The 16,657-nt window shown below is 69.7% G+C and carries 14 protein-coding genes and 5 pseudogenes; 12 read left to right on the top strand and 7 right to left on the bottom strand.

Annotated features, from left to right (window positions below; all coding sequences use genetic code 11):
* Positions 1 to 55: 55 nt before the first annotated feature.
* Together BLT82_RS36595 and BLT82_RS38305 are read right to left on the bottom strand one after the other, a co-directional pair.
* Positions 56 to 267 (bottom strand): annotated as a pseudogene (locus BLT82_RS36595) (IS1380 family transposase); the annotation flags it as partial.
* Between the two features lie 237 nt (positions 268 to 504).
* Positions 505 to 822, bottom strand: coding sequence for a hypothetical protein (locus BLT82_RS38305; RefSeq protein WP_244529768.1), 318 nt, complete (start codon positions 820 to 822; stop codon positions 505 to 507).
* A 247-nt stretch (positions 823 to 1,069) separates the two neighbouring features.
* On the opposite strand from BLT82_RS38305, the gene BLT82_RS30580 reads away from it, so the two are divergent.
* The 5 genes and pseudogenes from BLT82_RS30580 (at position 1,070) to BLT82_RS30560 (ending at position 6,447) form a co-directional block, all read left to right on the top strand.
* Complete coding sequence (locus tag BLT82_RS30580; protein WP_244529767.1) at positions 1,070 to 1,726, top strand: Crp/Fnr family transcriptional regulator; 657 nt, start codon at positions 1,070 to 1,072, stop codon at positions 1,724 to 1,726.
* Positions 1,727 to 1,896: 170 nt separating this feature from the next.
* Positions 1,897 to 3,018: a hypothetical protein gene (locus BLT82_RS30575; RefSeq protein ID WP_093660702.1), complete on the top strand. Its 1,122-nt coding sequence runs from the start codon at positions 1,897 to 1,899 to the stop codon at positions 3,016 to 3,018.
* A 2-nt stretch (positions 3,019 to 3,020) separates the two neighbouring features.
* Positions 3,021 to 5,303 carry a hypothetical protein gene (locus BLT82_RS30570; protein ID WP_093660700.1) on the top strand — a complete coding sequence of 761 codons (2,283 nt, stop codon included), beginning with the start codon at positions 3,021 to 3,023 and terminating at the stop codon, positions 5,301 to 5,303.
* A gap of 658 nt (positions 5,304 to 5,961) precedes the next feature.
* Entirely contained in the window at positions 5,962 to 6,192 is a 231-nt protein-coding gene (locus BLT82_RS30565) for a hypothetical protein (protein WP_143041567.1), read from the top strand.
* A 31-nt stretch (positions 6,193 to 6,223) separates the two neighbouring features.
* A pseudogene (locus BLT82_RS30560) lies at positions 6,224 to 6,447 on the top strand (helix-turn-helix domain-containing protein).
* 60 nt (positions 6,448 to 6,507) lie between these two features.
* On the opposite strand, the gene BLT82_RS30555 reads toward BLT82_RS30560, so the two are convergent.
* Positions 6,508 to 7,290, bottom strand: coding sequence for a helix-turn-helix transcriptional regulator (locus BLT82_RS30555; RefSeq protein WP_167746134.1), 783 nt, complete (start codon positions 7,288 to 7,290; stop codon positions 6,508 to 6,510).
* Between the two features lie 511 nt (positions 7,291 to 7,801).
* Between BLT82_RS30555 and BLT82_RS30550 the strand changes: the two genes are divergently transcribed.
* A complete protein-coding gene (locus tag BLT82_RS30550; protein WP_093660694.1) occupies positions 7,802 to 8,119 on the top strand; it encodes a hypothetical protein in 318 nt (105 codons plus the stop codon).
* A 154-nt stretch (positions 8,120 to 8,273) separates the two neighbouring features.
* Here the strand turns inward: BLT82_RS30550 and BLT82_RS30545 are convergent, their stop codons facing one another.
* Entirely contained in the window at positions 8,274 to 8,672 is a 399-nt protein-coding gene (locus tag BLT82_RS30545) for a RidA family protein (RefSeq protein ID WP_093660692.1), read from the bottom strand.
* A 653-nt stretch (positions 8,673 to 9,325) separates the two neighbouring features.
* Between BLT82_RS30545 and BLT82_RS30540 the strand changes: the two genes are divergently transcribed.
* Positions 9,326 to 10,261, top strand: a complete 936-nt coding sequence (locus BLT82_RS30540; protein ID WP_093660690.1) for a LysR family transcriptional regulator — start codon at positions 9,326 to 9,328, stop codon at positions 10,259 to 10,261.
* Positions 10,262 to 10,289: 28 nt separating this feature from the next.
* On the opposite strand, the pseudogene BLT82_RS30535 reads toward BLT82_RS30540, so the two are convergent.
* A pseudogene (locus BLT82_RS30535) lies at positions 10,290 to 10,520 on the bottom strand (integrase core domain-containing protein); the annotation flags it as partial.
* 430 nt (positions 10,521 to 10,950) lie between these two features.
* Between BLT82_RS30535 and BLT82_RS30530 the strand changes: the two are divergent.
* Positions 10,951 to 12,141 (top strand): NAD(P)/FAD-dependent oxidoreductase, encoded by a 1,191-nt coding sequence (locus BLT82_RS30530; protein WP_093660686.1) that lies wholly within the window; start codon positions 10,951 to 10,953, stop codon positions 12,139 to 12,141.
* A gap of 10 nt (positions 12,142 to 12,151) precedes the next feature.
* Positions 12,152 to 13,090 carry a sigma-70 family RNA polymerase sigma factor gene (locus tag BLT82_RS30525; protein WP_093660684.1) on the top strand — a complete coding sequence of 313 codons (939 nt, stop codon included), beginning with the start codon at positions 12,152 to 12,154 and terminating at the stop codon, positions 13,088 to 13,090.
* 143 nt (positions 13,091 to 13,233) lie between these two features.
* On the opposite strand, the pseudogene BLT82_RS38890 reads toward BLT82_RS30525, so the two are convergent.
* Positions 13,234 to 13,380 (bottom strand): annotated as a pseudogene (locus BLT82_RS38890) (hypothetical protein); the annotation flags it as partial.
* A 515-nt stretch (positions 13,381 to 13,895) separates the two neighbouring features.
* Here BLT82_RS38890 and BLT82_RS30520 point away from each other — a divergent pair.
* A pseudogene (locus BLT82_RS30520) lies at positions 13,896 to 14,048 on the top strand (enoyl-CoA hydratase/isomerase family protein); the annotation flags it as partial.
* Positions 14,049 to 14,071: 23 nt separating this feature from the next.
* Here the strand turns inward: BLT82_RS30520 and BLT82_RS30515 are convergent.
* Entirely contained in the window at positions 14,072 to 14,326 is a 255-nt protein-coding gene (locus tag BLT82_RS30515) for a hypothetical protein (protein WP_143041566.1), read from the bottom strand.
* A 264-nt stretch (positions 14,327 to 14,590) separates the two neighbouring features.
* On the opposite strand from BLT82_RS30515, the gene BLT82_RS30510 reads away from it, so the two are divergent.
* Positions 14,591 to 14,809 (top strand): hypothetical protein, encoded by a 219-nt coding sequence (locus BLT82_RS30510; protein ID WP_244529766.1) that lies wholly within the window; start codon positions 14,591 to 14,593, stop codon positions 14,807 to 14,809.
* Positions 14,806 to 16,458, top strand: coding sequence for a sodium/solute symporter (locus BLT82_RS30505; protein ID WP_093660678.1), 1,653 nt, complete (start codon positions 14,806 to 14,808; stop codon positions 16,456 to 16,458). Before BLT82_RS30510 ends, BLT82_RS30505 begins: the two co-directional genes overlap by 4 nt.
* The last annotated feature ends 199 nt before the right edge of the window (positions 16,459 to 16,657 follow it).

The following is a 16,657-nucleotide window of genomic DNA, read 5'->3' as shown; positions in this document are numbered from 1 at the left end:
TCGTGATCGGTCGTCAGCTTCGGCTGGCGGCCGATGTGCGCTTTTCGCAGGTGTGCCAGATCTGGTTCTGGCGCGGTGTCGTGCAGCGGCAGGTTGCGCAGTCCGGTGGCCCGCGCGGCGTGGATGCGTCCTCGGCAGGGGCGCGCAGGCGATGGCGTAGTTCCAGCTCGACGATCGGGGTGGTCGGCGGTATTGGTGGCGAATGCCGAGCCGTAGCTCGTCGGTGTCGGCGAGGCGCAACTGGGCGCCGGGATAGGGGGCGTTTCTTCAGGGGTGCCAAGGACACCGCGAACTGGCTGCCGCCGGCGGAGTTGCCGCACACTGCATGCCGCAGACTGGACGGTCACGAAGCTCCGCTGGAGGCTGACCGCCGACAAGGCCGAGGTGGCGGCCCTGACCGGTGTCGCCCGCCCACTGCCCTGGCACGACCGTGAGCTACAAGCCTGTCGGATGGACGTCAGGCGTCCCGAGGGGCTGGTATGCCGGTGCCGGGCGTGCGGATGCTCAGCCGGCATGCGTCAAGTTGAAGGCATCGAGGCCCTGTGTGGCCTCTCGATCTGATCGGACAGAGCGGAGGGGCTGAAGGCGGATGCCGAACGCCGGCACGGCGGGGTTCCAGCTCCTGCGTCTCGACGGTTTCTCCGACGTTGCCGGCGAACTGTTCAGGGGGGCGATGCCAACCGTGCTGTCGTGCGTGTTCGCGGCCGGCACGGCCTCGGCGATGACGAGGCCGAGCACCTGGACGGCCAGGCCCCGCTTGCGGCCCGGCACCCGTTTCGCCCCGTCCCGGCCGGTCGGGGAGGCGGGGACCCCGGCGGCCACGTGGGCGCTGCTTCGTCCAGGATGAGGGTGGTGATGGCGTTCACGGTGCCCGGGGTGTTCACGGCGTTCGAGGGCACGGTCGCGAGTGGGCTTGGGGTCCATCACACCCGCCATTCCCGCGGAGGCGCAACGGTGCTGATTCATCGGAAAGAGTGATGTTCCGGCATCCGGTTTAAGTATGGTCGCCCCGCTCGATATCAGTCGAGTGAGCCTGCGCGACGGCCGTGGCACTGGGGGTGGGGACGGGATGCGGCAGCTTCCCTTCACGCAGGGCGAACTGACACTCATGCACGAAGCGGGCCGGGAACGCTCCTGGCGTCGGGGTGAGGCATTGCTGACCGAGGGGTCGAGCCCGGACGACGTCATCCTGATCGGCGCCGGGCTGGTAAAGGTGGTGCGGCAGTCGCCGAACGGCTACACCAGCGTGCTGGCTGTCCGGGGGCCCGGTGAGCTGCTCGGCGAGCTGTCCTGTCTCGACGGCAGGCCGCGGTCGGCGAGCGCCGTCGCCATGCAGCCGGTGACCGGGGTGTCCGTGCTCGCCGGCCGGTTCCTGCGGCTGCTGGAGGAGCACGGCGGACTGGCGCTCGCGGTCCTGCGGACCGTGGCCGGGCGGTTGCGCGACGCCGACCGGAGGCGGGCCGACCAGGGAGCCTACGCTGCCGGCGTCCGGGTGGCGCGGGTGCTGGTGGAACTCGCCGTGTCCCACGGGGTCCCCGTGCCTGATCCGGCTGGCGCGCTCGCCGTCGCCGTCACCCAGAAGGATCTTGCCGGGGCAGCCGGCACCTCGCGCGAGTCCGTGGTCCGCATCCTGCGGGACCTGCACGACGAGGGCCTGGTCACCACTGTCCGCGGCCGGCTGCTCGTGACCGATCCCGATGGGCTGGCGCGATGGGGTTCCGACTGACACAGGTCCGGTGACACCCCGGAGTTGCGTCATATGACGCTGCGGACGGCACCGGGCACTCGATATCCAGATCACATCAACGGCGGGCGGCGGGGCCGGGAGGGGCGTGTGTCACGTGCACCGTCACCGCCCCACGGGCGCCGGGTACCGGGAGAAGAGGCTGACGGCACGTGGCAGTTAAACCGCAATACTTCAACATTCTGGTCGTCGACATAGAGAAGTTCGGCGCTCGGCCCAACCCCGTCCAGTCCTTCCTGCGCGACAGCCTGTACGGACTGATGGAGCGGGTGCTGGACGAGGCGGGGATCGACCGCCTCGGAGCCTCGCGGCCGTTCGACCGCGGGGACGGGATGTTCCTCCTGCTGCCGGGGTCGGTGGCCAAGACCGACCTGGTCGGTCCCTTCGTCGCGCGGCTGCGAATCGGTCTGCGGGCCCACGCCCAGACCAGCAACGCCACGGCAGCGCTCCGGCTGCGGGTGGTGCTGCATTCCGGGGAAGTCGGCTGGGACGGCCGGGGCTGGGTCGGCGAGGACCTCAACACGGCCTGCCGCATGGTGGACCACCAGCCGCTGCGGGACGCGCTGTCCGCCGCCGAGGACGCCCACCTGGTGCTGGGGATCTCCGACGCCTGGCATCGCGCCGTCCTGCGGCACGACTACCCGGAGTTGGACACGGACTCCTTCCGGCCGGTCCGGTTCGACACCAAGGAGATCCACGACGAGACGGTCTGGGTCCGGGTGCCCGGATACGCCGTCCCGCCCGGACTCGACGGCGCCCCGCCCGCGGCGGGCCCCCCTCTCATCGCTGTGGGCCGTGCCGAGGAGACCGCCCGTCCCGCCCCGCAGCACTCCTCGTCCACCCCGGCGGCGTGCACGACGCCGGACCGCACCGTTAGGAGCACAAATATGACCGCGGAACGATCCGACGACTACGAGCGCCCCATCGTCTACCAGAGCGGTGGTGTCGCCCAGCAGTACGTCGGCACGAACGACGGTGTCGTCACCCAGAGTGTGAACGGCGGGGACGGCCCGGCCGCCGACCCTGAACTACTCGCGCACGTCAGCGCGCTGCGCCGGGCGCTGCGGGAGGCGCACGAGCGGCACGAGGTCGACGGGGAAACCTTCGAGGGCGCCTCGCACGCGCTCGACGAGGCCACCCGGGAGGCCGCCTCGGGCCCGTCAGGGCGGAACCGCTTCGTGCTCGCCCTGCGCAGTTTCCGGGGCCTGGTGGAGCCGGTGGCCGCTCTCGCGGCGGCCGCGGCCGCCGTCATCACGGCGGTGAAGGGGGCGTGACAATGAACGGCACACCGCACCGACAGGGCTTCTCCCCCTGGCCGGAGGACGGCCCCGTGCACCAGTCGGCGGCGCCAGGCGCGTCCGTGGGCGGACAGCAGGCAGTCGGCGTCAACCACGGCACGGTCACCCAGTACGTTGTCCACCCCGACGCCACTCCTCAGGAACGGTTCGGCAAGGGGCGGCTGCTGCTCGACGCGGGTCTGCGGGCCCGCGCGGAGGAACTCATCGGTGAGGCGGTGGCCCAGCGGCTGAGCGGCACCGAGGTGCTCTATCGCTGGGCGCTGGCCATCGTCAGCCGCCGGGCAGTGGAGGACCTCACCACCGACGACATGGAGAAGCTTCATACCCTGGAGCACCTGCTGGGCGAGCGCCCGGCGGACTCGTACGGGCGGGCCGCACGCGTCGTCCTGCTGCTGCTGAACGAGGCCTTCGGCCAGGCGCCGGCCGATGTCGGCCCGGACGAGCTGGCCGCCCGCAGAGGCGACGCCGCCGCCACCGCGATCGACTCGCTCCCGAAGGCCAGGCGGGTCGAGGTCCTCGACCACCTGCGGCACTTCCTCTCCGAGATCGTGCGCGAGCGGTTGGACGCGGCGGAGGCCGACGACATCCGCGCCCACCGGACGGACACGCGGCGGGCGGAGCGGGTACCGCTGTTCTTCGAGCCCGACCCGCTGCCGCCGCTGCAGGTGCCGGCCGTCGTCATACCGGTCACGTTCCGGTTCAAGGCCATGCTGGGATTCGGCGTCCTGCTGGTGCTGTCGGGCCTCGTCACCGGCGCCCCGACGATGTTCCGCGACTCGGCGGGCTCCGCGCTGGCGGCTCTGCTGCTGCTCGTGGGCGGCGGGGCCGCCGCGACGTGGTTCGGCGTCGACCGGTCGTGGCGGCGCGGCCGGGCCCGGCAGGAGGACGTCTGGCGAGCGAACGGCGGCCCGGCCACCCGCCGGTACGGGCAGGCCTATCCGGGGTCGGGTCCCGGCGGCCCCTCCCCGGCGCAGCTCGCGTTCGCCGGGACCGTCGACCGGATCATCGACGGCCACTTCGCCCGGCAGGTCCGCTCCGGCGAGGACTTCGACGCCTGGTGGGCGGTCACCGCGGTCCCGAGGGCCGACCTGCTGGAGGAACTGAGCGACATGTACGGGCCGGGCAACGACCCGTACGGACTGGATTGGCTGATCCGCAAGCACGCGCAGGACACCGCCGGACGATGGAGGGCCGGGCTGCTCACCGGCGGCCGCTGGCGGCGCGACGTCCCCCTCGTCGTGCACGCCGGGTACTTCGGAGGGCTGCTGGCCCTGGCCGGAGGCGTTCTGACGGGCGGTTCGGCCGCCGCCGATCCCGTTGCGTTCCTGCAGGCCCTCGCGGTGTGGGCGCTGGGCGGTTACCTGGGTGCCAAGGGCGCCGCCGCGTTCCGCGGCGAACAGTTGCGCCGCGCCGTGGACCGTGAGGAGTTCCGGACACGCTGGGAGGGCGAGCAGCAAACGTTCGTCGAGTGGCGCGCGTTCCTGGACGCCCACCAGCCGCACGACTGGGAGATGGGGCGCTGGCTCAACTACGACATGCGTCACCTGCGCCGTGAGGCACTGCACCACTACGAATTGCGGCCGCACCAGATCGTCTACGACTTCTTCGTCCTGGAGGCGGGTGAGGGTGCCCGGCGGGCCAAGGTGAGCAACGGCCCGGTGCGGTACTCGGTCTACCGGATCCGGCTCTACGTGATGACCGAGCGCGGTATCCGGCTCGCCACCTGGACCGTGGACTTCGCCGAGGGGACGCACCACGGCCGCTCGGACACCTCCCAGCGCTACGAGTCGATCTCGTCGGTCAAGGTGGACCGGAAGAGCGTGCAGCTGACCGATCGCCGGTCGGGCTCCCGGCAGGCCGTCACCGTTCTGCCGGACGGGTCGATCCGTGGCAACGCGGAGTCCGGTGAGCTGACGCTGAGCGAGGAGCTGGTCATCGAGCGGGACAGCAGCCACGAGACGCGGTTGCGGGTGGAGAACTTCACCACGACCGAGCAGTCCTCCGCCGAGGACCTGTCGCACCTGCTGAGCCTGTCCCAGGAGGCGTCGGGGATCTCGACCGCCAGCCGCATCCTGGTCGCGGTGGCCGCAGAGGGGAGGGAGTGGTTCGACGAGCAGCGCAGGCGCAACAGCCGGCGCTTCGCGGAGACCAAGGAACGGTCCGCGAGCGCGGCCCGGGTACAGCGCCTGAGTACTCCCATGAGCGGGCCCGCGACCGGAGCGCAGGCCTTGGAGGGCCGCGATCCGGCCGCCGACGCCTGACCGGCGGACCCGGCCGGCGGCGCGAGGGGAGTGCCGGCCCGGGCCCCGGCCGGCGCCGCTGGCCGACAGCTTGTGCCCGGCCGCCGACAGTTCGGCGGCCTTGGCCCGCTCGCGCTGAACCGGCGAGGGCGGTTTCGGATCTATGCACGCGACCGCCTGGCTGCCAGCCTGGCTCGGCCTCGCGGACACCGACGTCCGTCCACGGAGGATCACGGCCAGGACCGGCATGAGTCCACCCGTGGACGGGTCTGTCCGCAAGCCCCCGCAGCACCGCCCGGGAGTGTCCAGCAGCCGCCTTCCGGACGCGGTAGCGCGACGGCGAGACGGGCTGGTGCCCGCGCGGCCCTGGGCCGCCCACTCCGAGAGCACCGGATTACGGCTCCCCATCGTTTGTCGAGAGCATCGATGAACGATGGGTAGTTGTTTGAAGGGGGAGTCGTGGGTATGGGGTCATGGCAGGGCGGTCGCGACGGGCGTGTATTGGAACTCGCTCTCGGGGCGGCGTTGGCCCTGGTGGGGTCTTCGAGGTCCTACTGCCACTCCTGGGAGTGACCGGGCCCATCGATCCCATGACCGTGCGTCAGGTCGAGGTCGCGGGCAGCCTGCTGTTGATCCTGATCCTCGGACTGCTGCTCCGCAGGGCGCGTACGCTGCGGGAGTGGGCGACGTGTTCGTCCCCGCGAACGCCAGGCGGATGCACACCGTCGCGGCGGCGATCGTCGCCATGAGCGTGCTCGGCCCCTTGGCCGACGCGGTCACCACCAGCCTCCTGATCGGCGATGCGGTCGTCGACTCCGTGGTCCCCCTTACCTACACCCTCTCGGCCGAACCCATCCTGCTGGGTCTGCTCGTCGCGGCGCTGGTCGAGGTGTTCCGTTTCGGGGCGTGAGGCTCCGTGAGGACACGGAGGGGCTCGTCCGATGCCACTCGAGGAAGACCACCGCATCAAGGTCCAGCTGGACCGGCTGTTCGCGGAACGCGGTATGACCCGGCCGAACTGGCGGTGCGGGTCGGTATCACGGTGGTCAACCTCTCCGTTCTGAAGAACGGCCGTGCCAAGGCGAACCGCTTCTCCACTCTCGGCGCGATCTGCCGGGAGCTGGGATGCCGGCCCGGCGACCTGTTGAGGTACGACGATCCCTGAGGGTCACCGCGGACTCCCAGGGCCCCGCGCAGGGGAGGAGGGCGAGTGCGATCCGCCGGCTCACCTCGCATTCCCGGTCGAGGCTGCGCGGCGGCGACTGGGGGAGAGACCGCCCTCGGCCGTGTCCATGGCGGGGCACGTCGCGGTGGGGGGCGCTCCGGGTAGGGGTTCGAGGTGTGCGGTTCGGGCGAGGATATAGGCGAGTTGCGCTCTGCTTCGGCTGCCCACCTCTTCCGCTGTCTTCTTGATGTACGTGGCTACGGTGCGTGGGCTCATCCCGAGTCTGGCGGAAATCGCCGCGTCAGTATGGCCGTCAACCATCAGGCGCAGCACGGTGATCCGCTTCTCGTCGGTCAGCGGTGCGGGCCTGGCGTACGGGGCGAAGTCGACCGGATCCGCTGAGTCCCATGCGTGGTCGAAGACGCCGGCGAGGAATCCGGTGATCCCCGGATGCTCGATGAGCAGGGCGTGATCTGTCCGCTCGTCGCGCTGGTCAGCGATCAAGGCCACAGTGCGGTCGTAAATGGTCATTCGGTCGAACAGGGCCTCCGTTGTGCGGAACCGGCCGCCCGCAGTATGCACCTCCCGCATGTAGTCGAGCATGTGGGTGTGCGTGCGCACCGTGTGCTGGTAGATGGTGCGGTGCCGCACCCCGCGCGTGACGATTGCGAGCAACTGTCCGAGCGTTTCCTCAAAGGTGTGAGGCGGTCGAGGTCCGCCGGGCTGGACTGCCTGCACTTCACCACGGCAGGTGACGTCAAGCCTGCGCAGGGTGTCACGGATCACCTCGCTGCCGCGCAGCAGACGCACGGAGGTGTTGTTCCTGCTCTGTTGCTGGTACACGGCCGCTGTCGTGGACAGCGCCTCGCGTACGGCTACGAGTTGCTCCCGGCCTCGCAGGAGTGATTGCTCGATGGGGCGGGAGAGTCTGCCCGCGGCGACGTCCGGAGGAACGGCTACGAATGTGTCCGAGTCGTCGGTGCTGGTGCGGAGCAGACCCAACGCTGTCATGCAGTCGGGTACGGGCCCCGGGACCGTTCCGTGCTGGATTGCCAACCTGTACACCGCGAGGCCTTGTTGACACGGCTCCGCGGGGTTCCTGTGTAGATCTTTGCCAGTCTTCGTGCACATATGCCCCCCTGCTGGTTCCTGCACTGCGTGTTCATGCAGCCCTCCTGCGCTGCTGCGGCAGTCAATTCGGTGGCAGCCTTCTGGGAGTCACCGACGGCCCTTCAACCCTGTAGTCACGCAGGGTGTTGAGGGATGTTCTGGTGCGTTCAAGCAGTCACCGCAACGCCTGATGGAGGAAACACAATTGAGCTCACGAACGAAGCGTCGCAACGGTGCAAGAGTCATGCTGGTGACCGCCGCGGCCCTGGTAATGACGAGCGCGCTGGCCACGGCTCCGGCACAGGCCGGCACGGTTTGCAACAGCGGAAGGCTGTGTCTCATCCGCCCCGGTGGCGAGACCGTCAACGTGGTTGCCGACAGCGTTCCGGGCTGCAGTACCGACGGGGGGCGCGTCTTCTGGGGATACGAGAAGCTGCGGAACCGGTCGAACCGTGCGTTCACGGTGTACCACGCGGGCGCGGAGCTGAGTCGACTCGACCCCGGGGAGACCATTTCCTACAACACGGAAGCCGTCTACACGATGTGCAGGTGGGGGTTCTGACCGCAGAGCGGTGAGCCCGCGCAGGCATCTGCCCGTGGTGCTGCCGCTGCCCCTTGCGGACAGCGGCAGCACCACGAACGGACCTGCCCGCATCGGACCTGCAGCAGCCGGCCAGGCGTGGGAGGCCCACTCGAATCGCCCCCGAAGCACATGCCTATCGTGCTACCTCACGACTCGGGAGCACTGCCACCACCTCGACCTCTACCTGGGCTCCGGGCAGGAACAACTTGGAGACTTCGACGGTCGTGCTGGTCGGCGGGGTTCCGGTGAGGAACTCGCGGCGTACGGCGCCATACTCGTGAAGCCTGCTGATGTCTGTGAGGTACGTACGGATGTTGATGATGTCGGCGAGCGTCGCACCCTGCGCCTTCAGGAGGGTGTCGATCGTCTCGAAGACGCCGCGGCTCTGCTCCGCGAGCGTCGCGCCCTCGGCGACCTGGCCGGAGAGCTGCAACAGAGCCCCGAAGCCGGGGAGTTCAACCCGAGCGACCTGTGAATAGAGAGGGCTGAGAGGCTGTGGGGCATCGGCGGGGTTCTCGATGGTGATCTGCATGTCGGTGCTCCTGGTTGCTGGCATGGGCCGCGTATCTGGCCGGTCAGGGCCCGCGATGTCGTCGCGGGCGATCTTCAGGTTGGCTCTCACCACCCAACACCGTTTCCGTCGCGGAGAGGTGGCGACTGCGAAGGTGAGGGTGACGTCATCGGTGCCGAGTCCCGCTTCCGAGTGCACATCCTTGGCGAACGGCCCGTGGGACAGCGCCACCGGCAGGGTTCTCCCCACCGCCCTCAGGGCCGGGACAGCATCGTGACGTCGGGGTCACGGATCGCATCCGCGGGGGGTGCGGCGAGCGCTGCGCCGCTCCGGTGAGCGGCTCGATCGTGGCTTGCGTACGGTTCTTGACTGCGTGAACCCGGTGCGTCGTGGGGTATCCAGGTGGCCGAGGCCGGGAAGTCGATCTTTTCCATGCCTCTCGACGCTAGGGTTCGCCAGGGAATGCGACAAGCGAATGTCTAGCATGGGTAGCATGCACAACTCGCATACCTGGTCTTCACCTTGGCTCCTTCGGCCCCGGGACACGCGGGCTGAGCTTTCGCTCGGCCGGACGGCAGCCAGGCGGATGTTCCCGAGCGGAGCCATGGTTTCGCGGCGGCCTTCCTTATCGGTGCACCTCGGGTGGCCGCTTCGGTCCGCTGGTGCGGTGAATAATGGGTGACGTTTCCACGGGCTCCCTGGCTGCCTTCCTGGAAGTGGCCCGGCTTGGATCGTTCACCTCGGCGGCCCAGACCCTTGGTTACACCCAGTCCGCCATCTCGCGGCAGATCTCCGCCCTGGAAGGCGCCATGGGTGGGGGGCCGCTGTTCGACCGTCTTCCCCGTGGGGTGCGGCTCACCGAGGCGGGACGGGCGCTGATGCCGTATGCCGAGGCCGCGGTTGAGCGGGTTGACGCGGCCAGGCACGAGTTGAACGCGCTTCGGGAGCTGACGGGCGGACGCTTGCGGGTGGGTGCCTTCCCCACGGCCGGTGCAGAGCTGCTGCCGTGTGCCGTCACGTTGTTCCGGTCGCGGTATCCGGAGGTGAAACTGCGAACGGAAGAGAACCTCACCCGCGTACAGTTGGCCCGGCTCGATACCGATGAGCTGGACCTGGCCGTCGTGTCGGACACCGCGGGCGATCCCCTGGACTCGTACGAACTGCACCATCTTGTCGATGAGTCGATGTATGTCGCTCTCCCCGATGAGCATCCACTCGCCCGGCGGCGGCAGGTGAGGCTTGTCGAGCTTGCCGATGACGACTGGATCTCCGGCAGCCCACAGCCCGAGCGCAGTCTGCTGCACGCGGCGATCGGGGAGACGTTCCGGCCCAGGGTGGTGCACGTTGTGGCGGAATGGATCGCCAAGCAGGGATATGTCGCGGCGGGGCTGGGGGTCGCCCTGATCCCCGCGCTTGCAGCGGATTGCGTGCGTCCTGATGTCCGCCTGGTTGCGGTCCACGAAGACGACGTTCCGGCACGTGCGGTGTACGCCGCCACGCCACAGGGGCGTTCGCCGTCACCCGCGGTCGAAGCCTTTCTTGGGACACTGCGGGCCGCCATCGACGGCATGGCGGCCCAGTCCCGCCTCTCCGGAAAGTCGGCCAAGTGAAGTTGATCCCGGGAGGGGACACCGGGTTTCATGCGACGAGTGACAGCGTACGTGAGGTGATCAGTTGCTGTTCAAACTCGACCGGTGTGCGGTGGCCGAGTGCGGAATGGCGGCGGCGCCGGTTGTAGTACGCCGGCCAGCGGAACGGCTCCAGCCGGGTGTGTGCGTTCGAGGTCCAGCGCCTTCCGTTGAGCAACTGACGCTTGCGGCCCTGGAAGAACGATTCGGCGAGGGCGCTGTCGTAGCTCACCTCGATCTTCGGCGCCACCACCCGGGGCGGCACCATGAAGGCCGACTATCAATGCTTCAACTGCGACACCCATCGCCGACTCAGCCACGTATGGACTCCGAAGACCGCCAGCTATGACACCAGCGGACGCACCGTCGCCACCTCGACGGCGCAGCCCCCTACTGGACCAGCTGCACCGACACAACCGCCGGCCATCCTGCGCCGGGCTGCGGCCTATCTGTCGCAGGCGCAGTGATCTTGTTGTGGCGCCGACCGGTTGTTGGCCATCTCGATCGATAGGTGGCCATCGCCCCGTTTCGGCTGCCCAAGAAGGGCTCAAGTGTGTGTCGGAGACTCATCCGCTCGTCTCGGTTCGGTGACCCTCGTCACATCCGACTCCTGTCAGCAAACGGCGCGCCGTCTCGTTCAAGGGGCACACGAACGAGACAGGAGCAACGCCATGAAGCACCGCATCGTCGTCCTCGGCGCCGGGTACGCCGGGGCCTTCGCCGCCGGAAACCTGGCCCGCCGCCTCTCGCCCGCCGACATCGAGATCACCGTCGTCAATGCCGTGCCCGACTTCGTCGAGCGGATGCGGCTCCACCAACTTGCGATCGGCCAGGACCTGGCGGTCCGCAAGCTCGCGGATGTCTTCGCGGGCACCGGGGTTCGGCTGCGCCTGGCGCGCGTCACCGGCGTCGACCCCGGGCGCAGGACCGTCGCTGTGACCGGCGAGGACGGCGACGGCGAGCTCGCGTACGACACGCTCCTCTACGCGCTCGGCAGCTCCGTCGCGCACCATGGCGTCCCCGGCGTGGCCGAGTACGCCTTCGATGTGACCGGTCGGTCCTCGGCCCTGCGACTGCGCGAGCGCCTGGCCGGCCTGGGCGACGGCGGCACCGTGCTGGTCGTCGGTGAAGGGCTGACCGGCATCGAGACCGCCACAGAGTTCGCCGAGGCGCGGTCCGACCTCTCGGTCGCACTCGTCGCCCGTGGCGAGCTGGGCACATGGCTCTCCTCGAAGGCCCGCCGCCACCTGCGCCAGGCCTTCGACCGGCTCGGCATCACCGTCCACGAGCACACCGCAATCGAAGCCGTCGAGCCCACACGGGCGATCGCCGCCGACGGTACGTCCTTCCCGGCCGACGTGACCGTGTGGTCGGCCGGCTTCGCCGTGCACCCCATAGCGGCCGCCAGCGGCCTGAAGGTCGCCGAGACCGGCCAGATCGTCGTCGACCGCACGATGCGCTCGGTCTCGCACCCGGACGTCTACGCCGCCGGTGACTGCGCCTATGCGATCGGCGATAACGGCCGACCACTGCCGATGTCCTGTGGCACGGCCGGCTACACCAACATGCAGGCGACCGCCGCGATCATCGCGCGCCTCACGGGCAGCGAGGTCCCCACCACCGGGCTGAAGTACTACGGCAACCACATCAGCCTGGGGAAGCGGGATGCGATCTTCCAGATGGTGGACGGGGACGCCCGGTCGAAGTCCTGGTACCTGGGCGGCCGGACCGTCGCGCGGCTCAAGGCGGGCGTGCTCAAAGGAGCAGGGTGGAGCATCTCCCACCCGACCTTCGGCCTGCCGAAGCGCAGGCGCCGCCTGGCCACCGTGCCTGACAGGTCCGGTGTGAAGGTCGCCGCCTAGGCTGTTCCGCATGGACAGCGCAGCCCTCGATCGGTTCGAGGCCAGCCGAGGCCGGCTGGCCTCGCTCGCGTACCGTCTGCTCGGCTCGGCAGCCGACGCCGAGGACGCCGTGCAGGACACGTTCCTGCGCTGGCAGGCCGCGCACCGCGACCGGGTCGAGGTGCCGGAGGCGTGGCTGACCAGGGTCGTCACCAATCTCTGCCTCGACCGGCTTCGCTCGGCGCAGGCGCGCCACGAGCGTACGGCCGGTGTCTGGCTGCCCGAGCCGCTCCTCGAGGGCGACCCGATGCTCGGCCCGGCCGACACCTTCGAGCAGCGCGAATCGGTGTCCTTGGCCGTACTGACCCTGATGGAGCGCCTCTCGCCGGTCGAGCGGGCCGCTTACGTCCTGCGTGAGGCCTTCTCGTACCCCCACGCCGAGATCGCCGTGATCCTCGACATCACCGAGTCCGCGAGCCAGCAGCATGTCCACCGTGCCCGGCGTCGGGTCACCGCCGAGCGCCGCGGCGGCGGCGAAGTGGATCCCGCGTCCGCGCGCCGGGTCGTCGAGGAGTTCCTTGCCGCCGCCACGTCGGGGCGCACCGAACGGCTGGTGGCGCTGCTCACCGACGACGTGACGGCGGTCTCGGACGGCGCCGGACTCGCCAGGCGGCTGCTGCTGTACAAGACGCGCGAGCGCGTCGCCTCCTACGTGCGGGCCGGCTTCAAGCCCACGCCGGCGAAACGGCGGCTGGCCGGCGGCTCGCCCGCGCTCCATATCGCGCTGGTCAACGGCTCCCCGGCCGTCCTCGCCGTGGTCGACGACCGAGTCGTGGGCGCCGTGGCGTTCGAAGTCAGCCGCGGCAAGGTCGCGTCCCTGCGCGGTATCGCCGCAGCGGACCGGCTCGCGCGCCTCAACGCGGCCTGGCGGCAGCACGAACCAGAAGCGCCGGTCATCACAGCATGGTGACCAGAGCCACCGGAATCCAGTGACTTGAGCCGGAGCGAGGACGGTACCCCCTTCGGCCCCCGCGCTGCACAGCAGCACGGGCGAAGCACGTCCGTCTCCCGACTTGGTGCGCGGTTGCCCAGGGGGTGCAGCAGTTCCAGGGTGAGGGACACGGCGAGGCGGTGCTCGGCGCCCGGGTGTCCCCGGAGTGTTTCGGCACGGGCGATCCGTGCAGCACGGTTCTTGCGGTGGGTATGCAGGAGTTCGGCTGTTCGTGGAGCGTTGCCGCCTTCGTCGGGGGAGACGCGCAGGGTGGTGCGGAGGGTCGCTTCCGCCGGGGCGCCGCCGCACCGGGGCCCCAGGGCGGAGATGATGAACTCTCGCTGCCCGGCGGCTCCTTGCCGGCAACCCGGCCGGAGAACAGCTCACCGCCTATCCTCCAGGCAGGCGTCGAATGCGCCTTTCGCCCTGTGCGCTGGTCAACTCCCTCCTGCCGCAACGTAGGTGACAGGCAATCGAGGACGACACGACGACGAGGCCGTCGCCCTTGCCGGCCAGGACGAGCACGCATGGAAGGCCGCGCCGCGCCCGAGCGCGTGACCGGCTGCACCACCGTGACCGACTGCCCGCGATCTTCAACTCCGCGCTCCGCGGCTGGTCAGGAACGAGTGCCCTCATGAACCTCAATGAAGGGCTTCTCCCACTAGATACGTGACTATCAGTTCCGTTATTGTCCCCGTCATGCCGGAGCGGCTCTGAACTCTGAACGGCCGCGCCGCGGAACTGACTTGCCACGCTGCGATCCCCCCACTCCGAGGGAGCCGCCATGCCCATGCTCGACCGCCAGGACAATGTCTTCGTCCTCAATCTCGGAGACGGCGAGAACTGTCTCCACCCCGACTGGATCGCTTCTGCCAACGCCGCGGCGGACGAGGTGGAGAATCCCGACGCACCGCATGCCCTGGTGACCGCCGCCACGGAGTTGACCGTGCGGCCTGGCACCTAGACGGGCTTGTGGCCGCGGGCTGCGAGGAGGGCCAAGAGCACCGCGGAGGCGGTGGTGAAGATGTCGACGGCCCAACGGACAGCATCGGCCAGGTTCAGGATCTCGCCGCGCGCGGTCAGGATCTCTGACTCTTCGATGTGGATCTCACTGGACCACGCGTTCGCGCCGGTTTCGTCGACCACCGCACCGCCCGCTGGTGCCTCTTTCCCCCGCATCGCCACCGGCCCATACCCGGCCCCTCGCTCATTCATCCTCCCCTCCTCGTTCCGAGCAACTTGCCGTCGGCTCGCGGAACACCCCGCCCTCAGCTGCGTCACCAGCGACTTCAGCACACCTCTCAGTCAGCAGTCAGGGAGACCCGAAGAGCCGGGCGGCCACTCCTGCCGAGTCACAGAGGACAAGCCGCCATCAGCCATGCCCGACTTTTCTGGGCCGCCCACCAACATACGGAGACCGCCATGACCCACCCGCACGTCCCCCGTCTTCGTCATCGCCCGCGGCCTCACCGCCCGGGTGTGTCCTTCGCCCTGGTCAACGGATCGGCCTTCGCCGTGCACGTGCTGCTCGCCTGCTCCGCAGCCGAGTTGATGGCCACCCGCGTCTGGGGAGAGACCAGCATCGGCGTCCTGGCCCTGCTCTTCCAGGGCTCCCTCCTGGTGTGGACGGCGACGCGGTACGACCGCCGCGCGGACGGACACCCGACTTCCCAGGGTGAAGGGCAGGAGAGCAGATGAGTCCGCGGATCCTGCTCGCCGCGCCCGGCGCCCTGGACAGCGACACGCAGGCCTTCGTCCTGGTGGGCTTTCTGACGCTCATCGTCCCCATCCTGTTCATCTGCGTCCTCAGCGGCCCCGAGAGGGACCGGATCAACGACTTCTACACAGCGGGCCGCGGGCTGAAGCCCCTGCGCGGGGCCCTCGTCCTGTCCGGCGTCTACCTGCCCGCGGCCGCGGTGCTCGGCACCACGGGAAGTGTCGCGGTCTTCGGCTACGACGGGCTGTTCATCGCCCTGTGCACCGTGCTGTCACTCGGCGTGCTCCTCCTGCTGGCGCGCCCGCTGCGCGAGCGCGGCGGCTACACGCTGGGCGACACGTTCGCCCTGCGGGCTCCGGGGCCCGGGGCGAGGATCGCGACCGCCGTCGTGACCTTGAGCGTGTGCGTTCCCGTTCTGGTCGTGCAGCTCTCCGGCGCGGGCGCGACCACCACGGCGCTGCTGGGAATGACCGGGCCTGGCGCCGAGAAGACAGCCATCGTCATGATCGGCGCACTGGTCGTCTGCGCCACGGTGTTCGGCGGCATGCGCGGCACGATCGTCATTCAGGTGATCAAGACTGTGGTGCTGCTCGGCTCGGCCCTGACGGTGGCGGCGGTGCTGCTCCATCGTTTTCACTGGAGCGCCGATTCCTTGATCGACGCCGCCAGAGAGGGCAGTGGCCGTCCCGCCGGCTATATGCGTCCCGGCCTCCGGTACGCCGCGAGCAACGACCCCGAAGGCACGCTCGACTTCATCGGCCTGATGATCACCGTCGTGCTGGGAGTGTCGTGCCTGCCCCATGTCGCCATGCAGCTCAGCACCGCTCCCGACGGGGCCACCGCGCGCCGTACGGTGCGCCACAGCATCGGCATCGTCGGCACGTTCTGCCTCACTACGGCTCTGATGGGCCTCGCGGGCGCCGCGTTGATCGGCGCGCCGGCGATCGTCGCCGCGGACCCCGGCGGCAACAGCACCCTGCTGCTGCTCACCGGTGAACTGGCGGGCGGCTCGTCGCCCCGGACGAACGGGGCGCTTCTCGTCGTCCTGGTTTCCTGCGCCGTGTTCCTCACCACGCTGGCCGCCGTGGCGAGCATCACCCTGGCGGCCGCGGGGGCGATCGCCCACGACCTGTACACGAAGGCGCTGCGCCGTGGGTGCACGACCGAGGGCCGCGAGGTGGCCGCCGCCCGCCTGGCGTCCACCGGGGTCGGAATCCTGAGCATCGTGCTGGCAGTCTGGGTGCAGGGATGGAACGTCCTGTTCCTGACGACGATGTCCTTGGCGGTGGCGGCCTCCTGCCTGCTTCCGGCGCTGGTGTACTCCCTCTTCTGGAGCGGTTACACCCGAGCCGGGCTGCTCTGCACTCTGTACGGGGGCCTGTTCTGCACCGTCGGACTGCAGATCTCCAGTCCCGTCTTCTCCGGCACCCCCTTGGCGCTCTTCCCGGAGCGGCACATCGACTGGTTCCCGCTGGAGACGGTGGTCCTCGTGTCGATTCCCGCCGGCTTCCTGTTCGGCTGGCTGGGCAGCGGTGCCGGAAGGCGAGGAAGGAAGGGAGGGCAAGGACGTCCGGGACAGCCGAGTGGTCGACGGGAGCCTCAGACCACCGAGGCCGACTGGGCCACGTGACCTCGTGGCGGCCGGAGCCCGCGATCCGGCGGTGTGCCCCCCGGACCCGTATCCCGAGGCCCTGCGCCACGCCTGCGCCTACCGGTCCGAGGACGGCACGAGATCACCGGCTCCACGGCGCACGCCGGCCACCGGGGCCCGCCGACGGACCTGCAGCGACCGGCACCGGGCCGTACGGGCCGGAGAGTCCGGTCGGCGT

Source organism: Streptomyces wuyuanensis (assembly GCF_900103455.1).
GTDB lineage: Bacteria > Actinomycetota > Actinomycetes > Streptomycetales > Streptomycetaceae > Streptomyces > Streptomyces wuyuanensis.
Note: the sequence above shows the minus strand (reverse complement) of the source record. Positions and strands in the feature narration are given on the sequence as shown.

Coding starts and splice junctions, on each gene's coding strand:
- BLT82_RS30580 (WP_244529767.1), top strand. CDS start 1,070: ATGCGGCAGCTTCCCTTCACGCAGGGCGAACTGACACTCATGCACGAA.
- BLT82_RS30570 (WP_093660700.1), top strand. CDS start 3,021: ATGAACGGCACACCGCACCGACAGGGCTTCTCCCCCTGGCCGGAGGAC.
- BLT82_RS30550 (WP_093660694.1), top strand. CDS start 7,802: ATGCTGGTGACCGCCGCGGCCCTGGTAATGACGAGCGCGCTGGCCACG.
- BLT82_RS30545 (WP_093660692.1), bottom strand. CDS start 8,672: ATGCAGATCACCATCGAGAACCCCGCCGATGCCCCACAGCCTCTCAGC.
- BLT82_RS30540 (WP_093660690.1), top strand. CDS start 9,326: ATGGGTGACGTTTCCACGGGCTCCCTGGCTGCCTTCCTGGAAGTGGCC.
- BLT82_RS30530 (WP_093660686.1), top strand. CDS start 10,951: ATGAAGCACCGCATCGTCGTCCTCGGCGCCGGGTACGCCGGGGCCTTC.
- BLT82_RS30525 (WP_093660684.1), top strand. CDS start 12,152: ATGGACAGCGCAGCCCTCGATCGGTTCGAGGCCAGCCGAGGCCGGCTG.
- BLT82_RS30515 (WP_143041566.1), bottom strand. CDS start 14,326: ATGAATGAGCGAGGGGCCGGGTATGGGCCGGTGGCGATGCGGGGGAAA.
- BLT82_RS30505 (WP_093660678.1), top strand. CDS start 14,806: ATGAGTCCGCGGATCCTGCTCGCCGCGCCCGGCGCCCTGGACAGCGAC.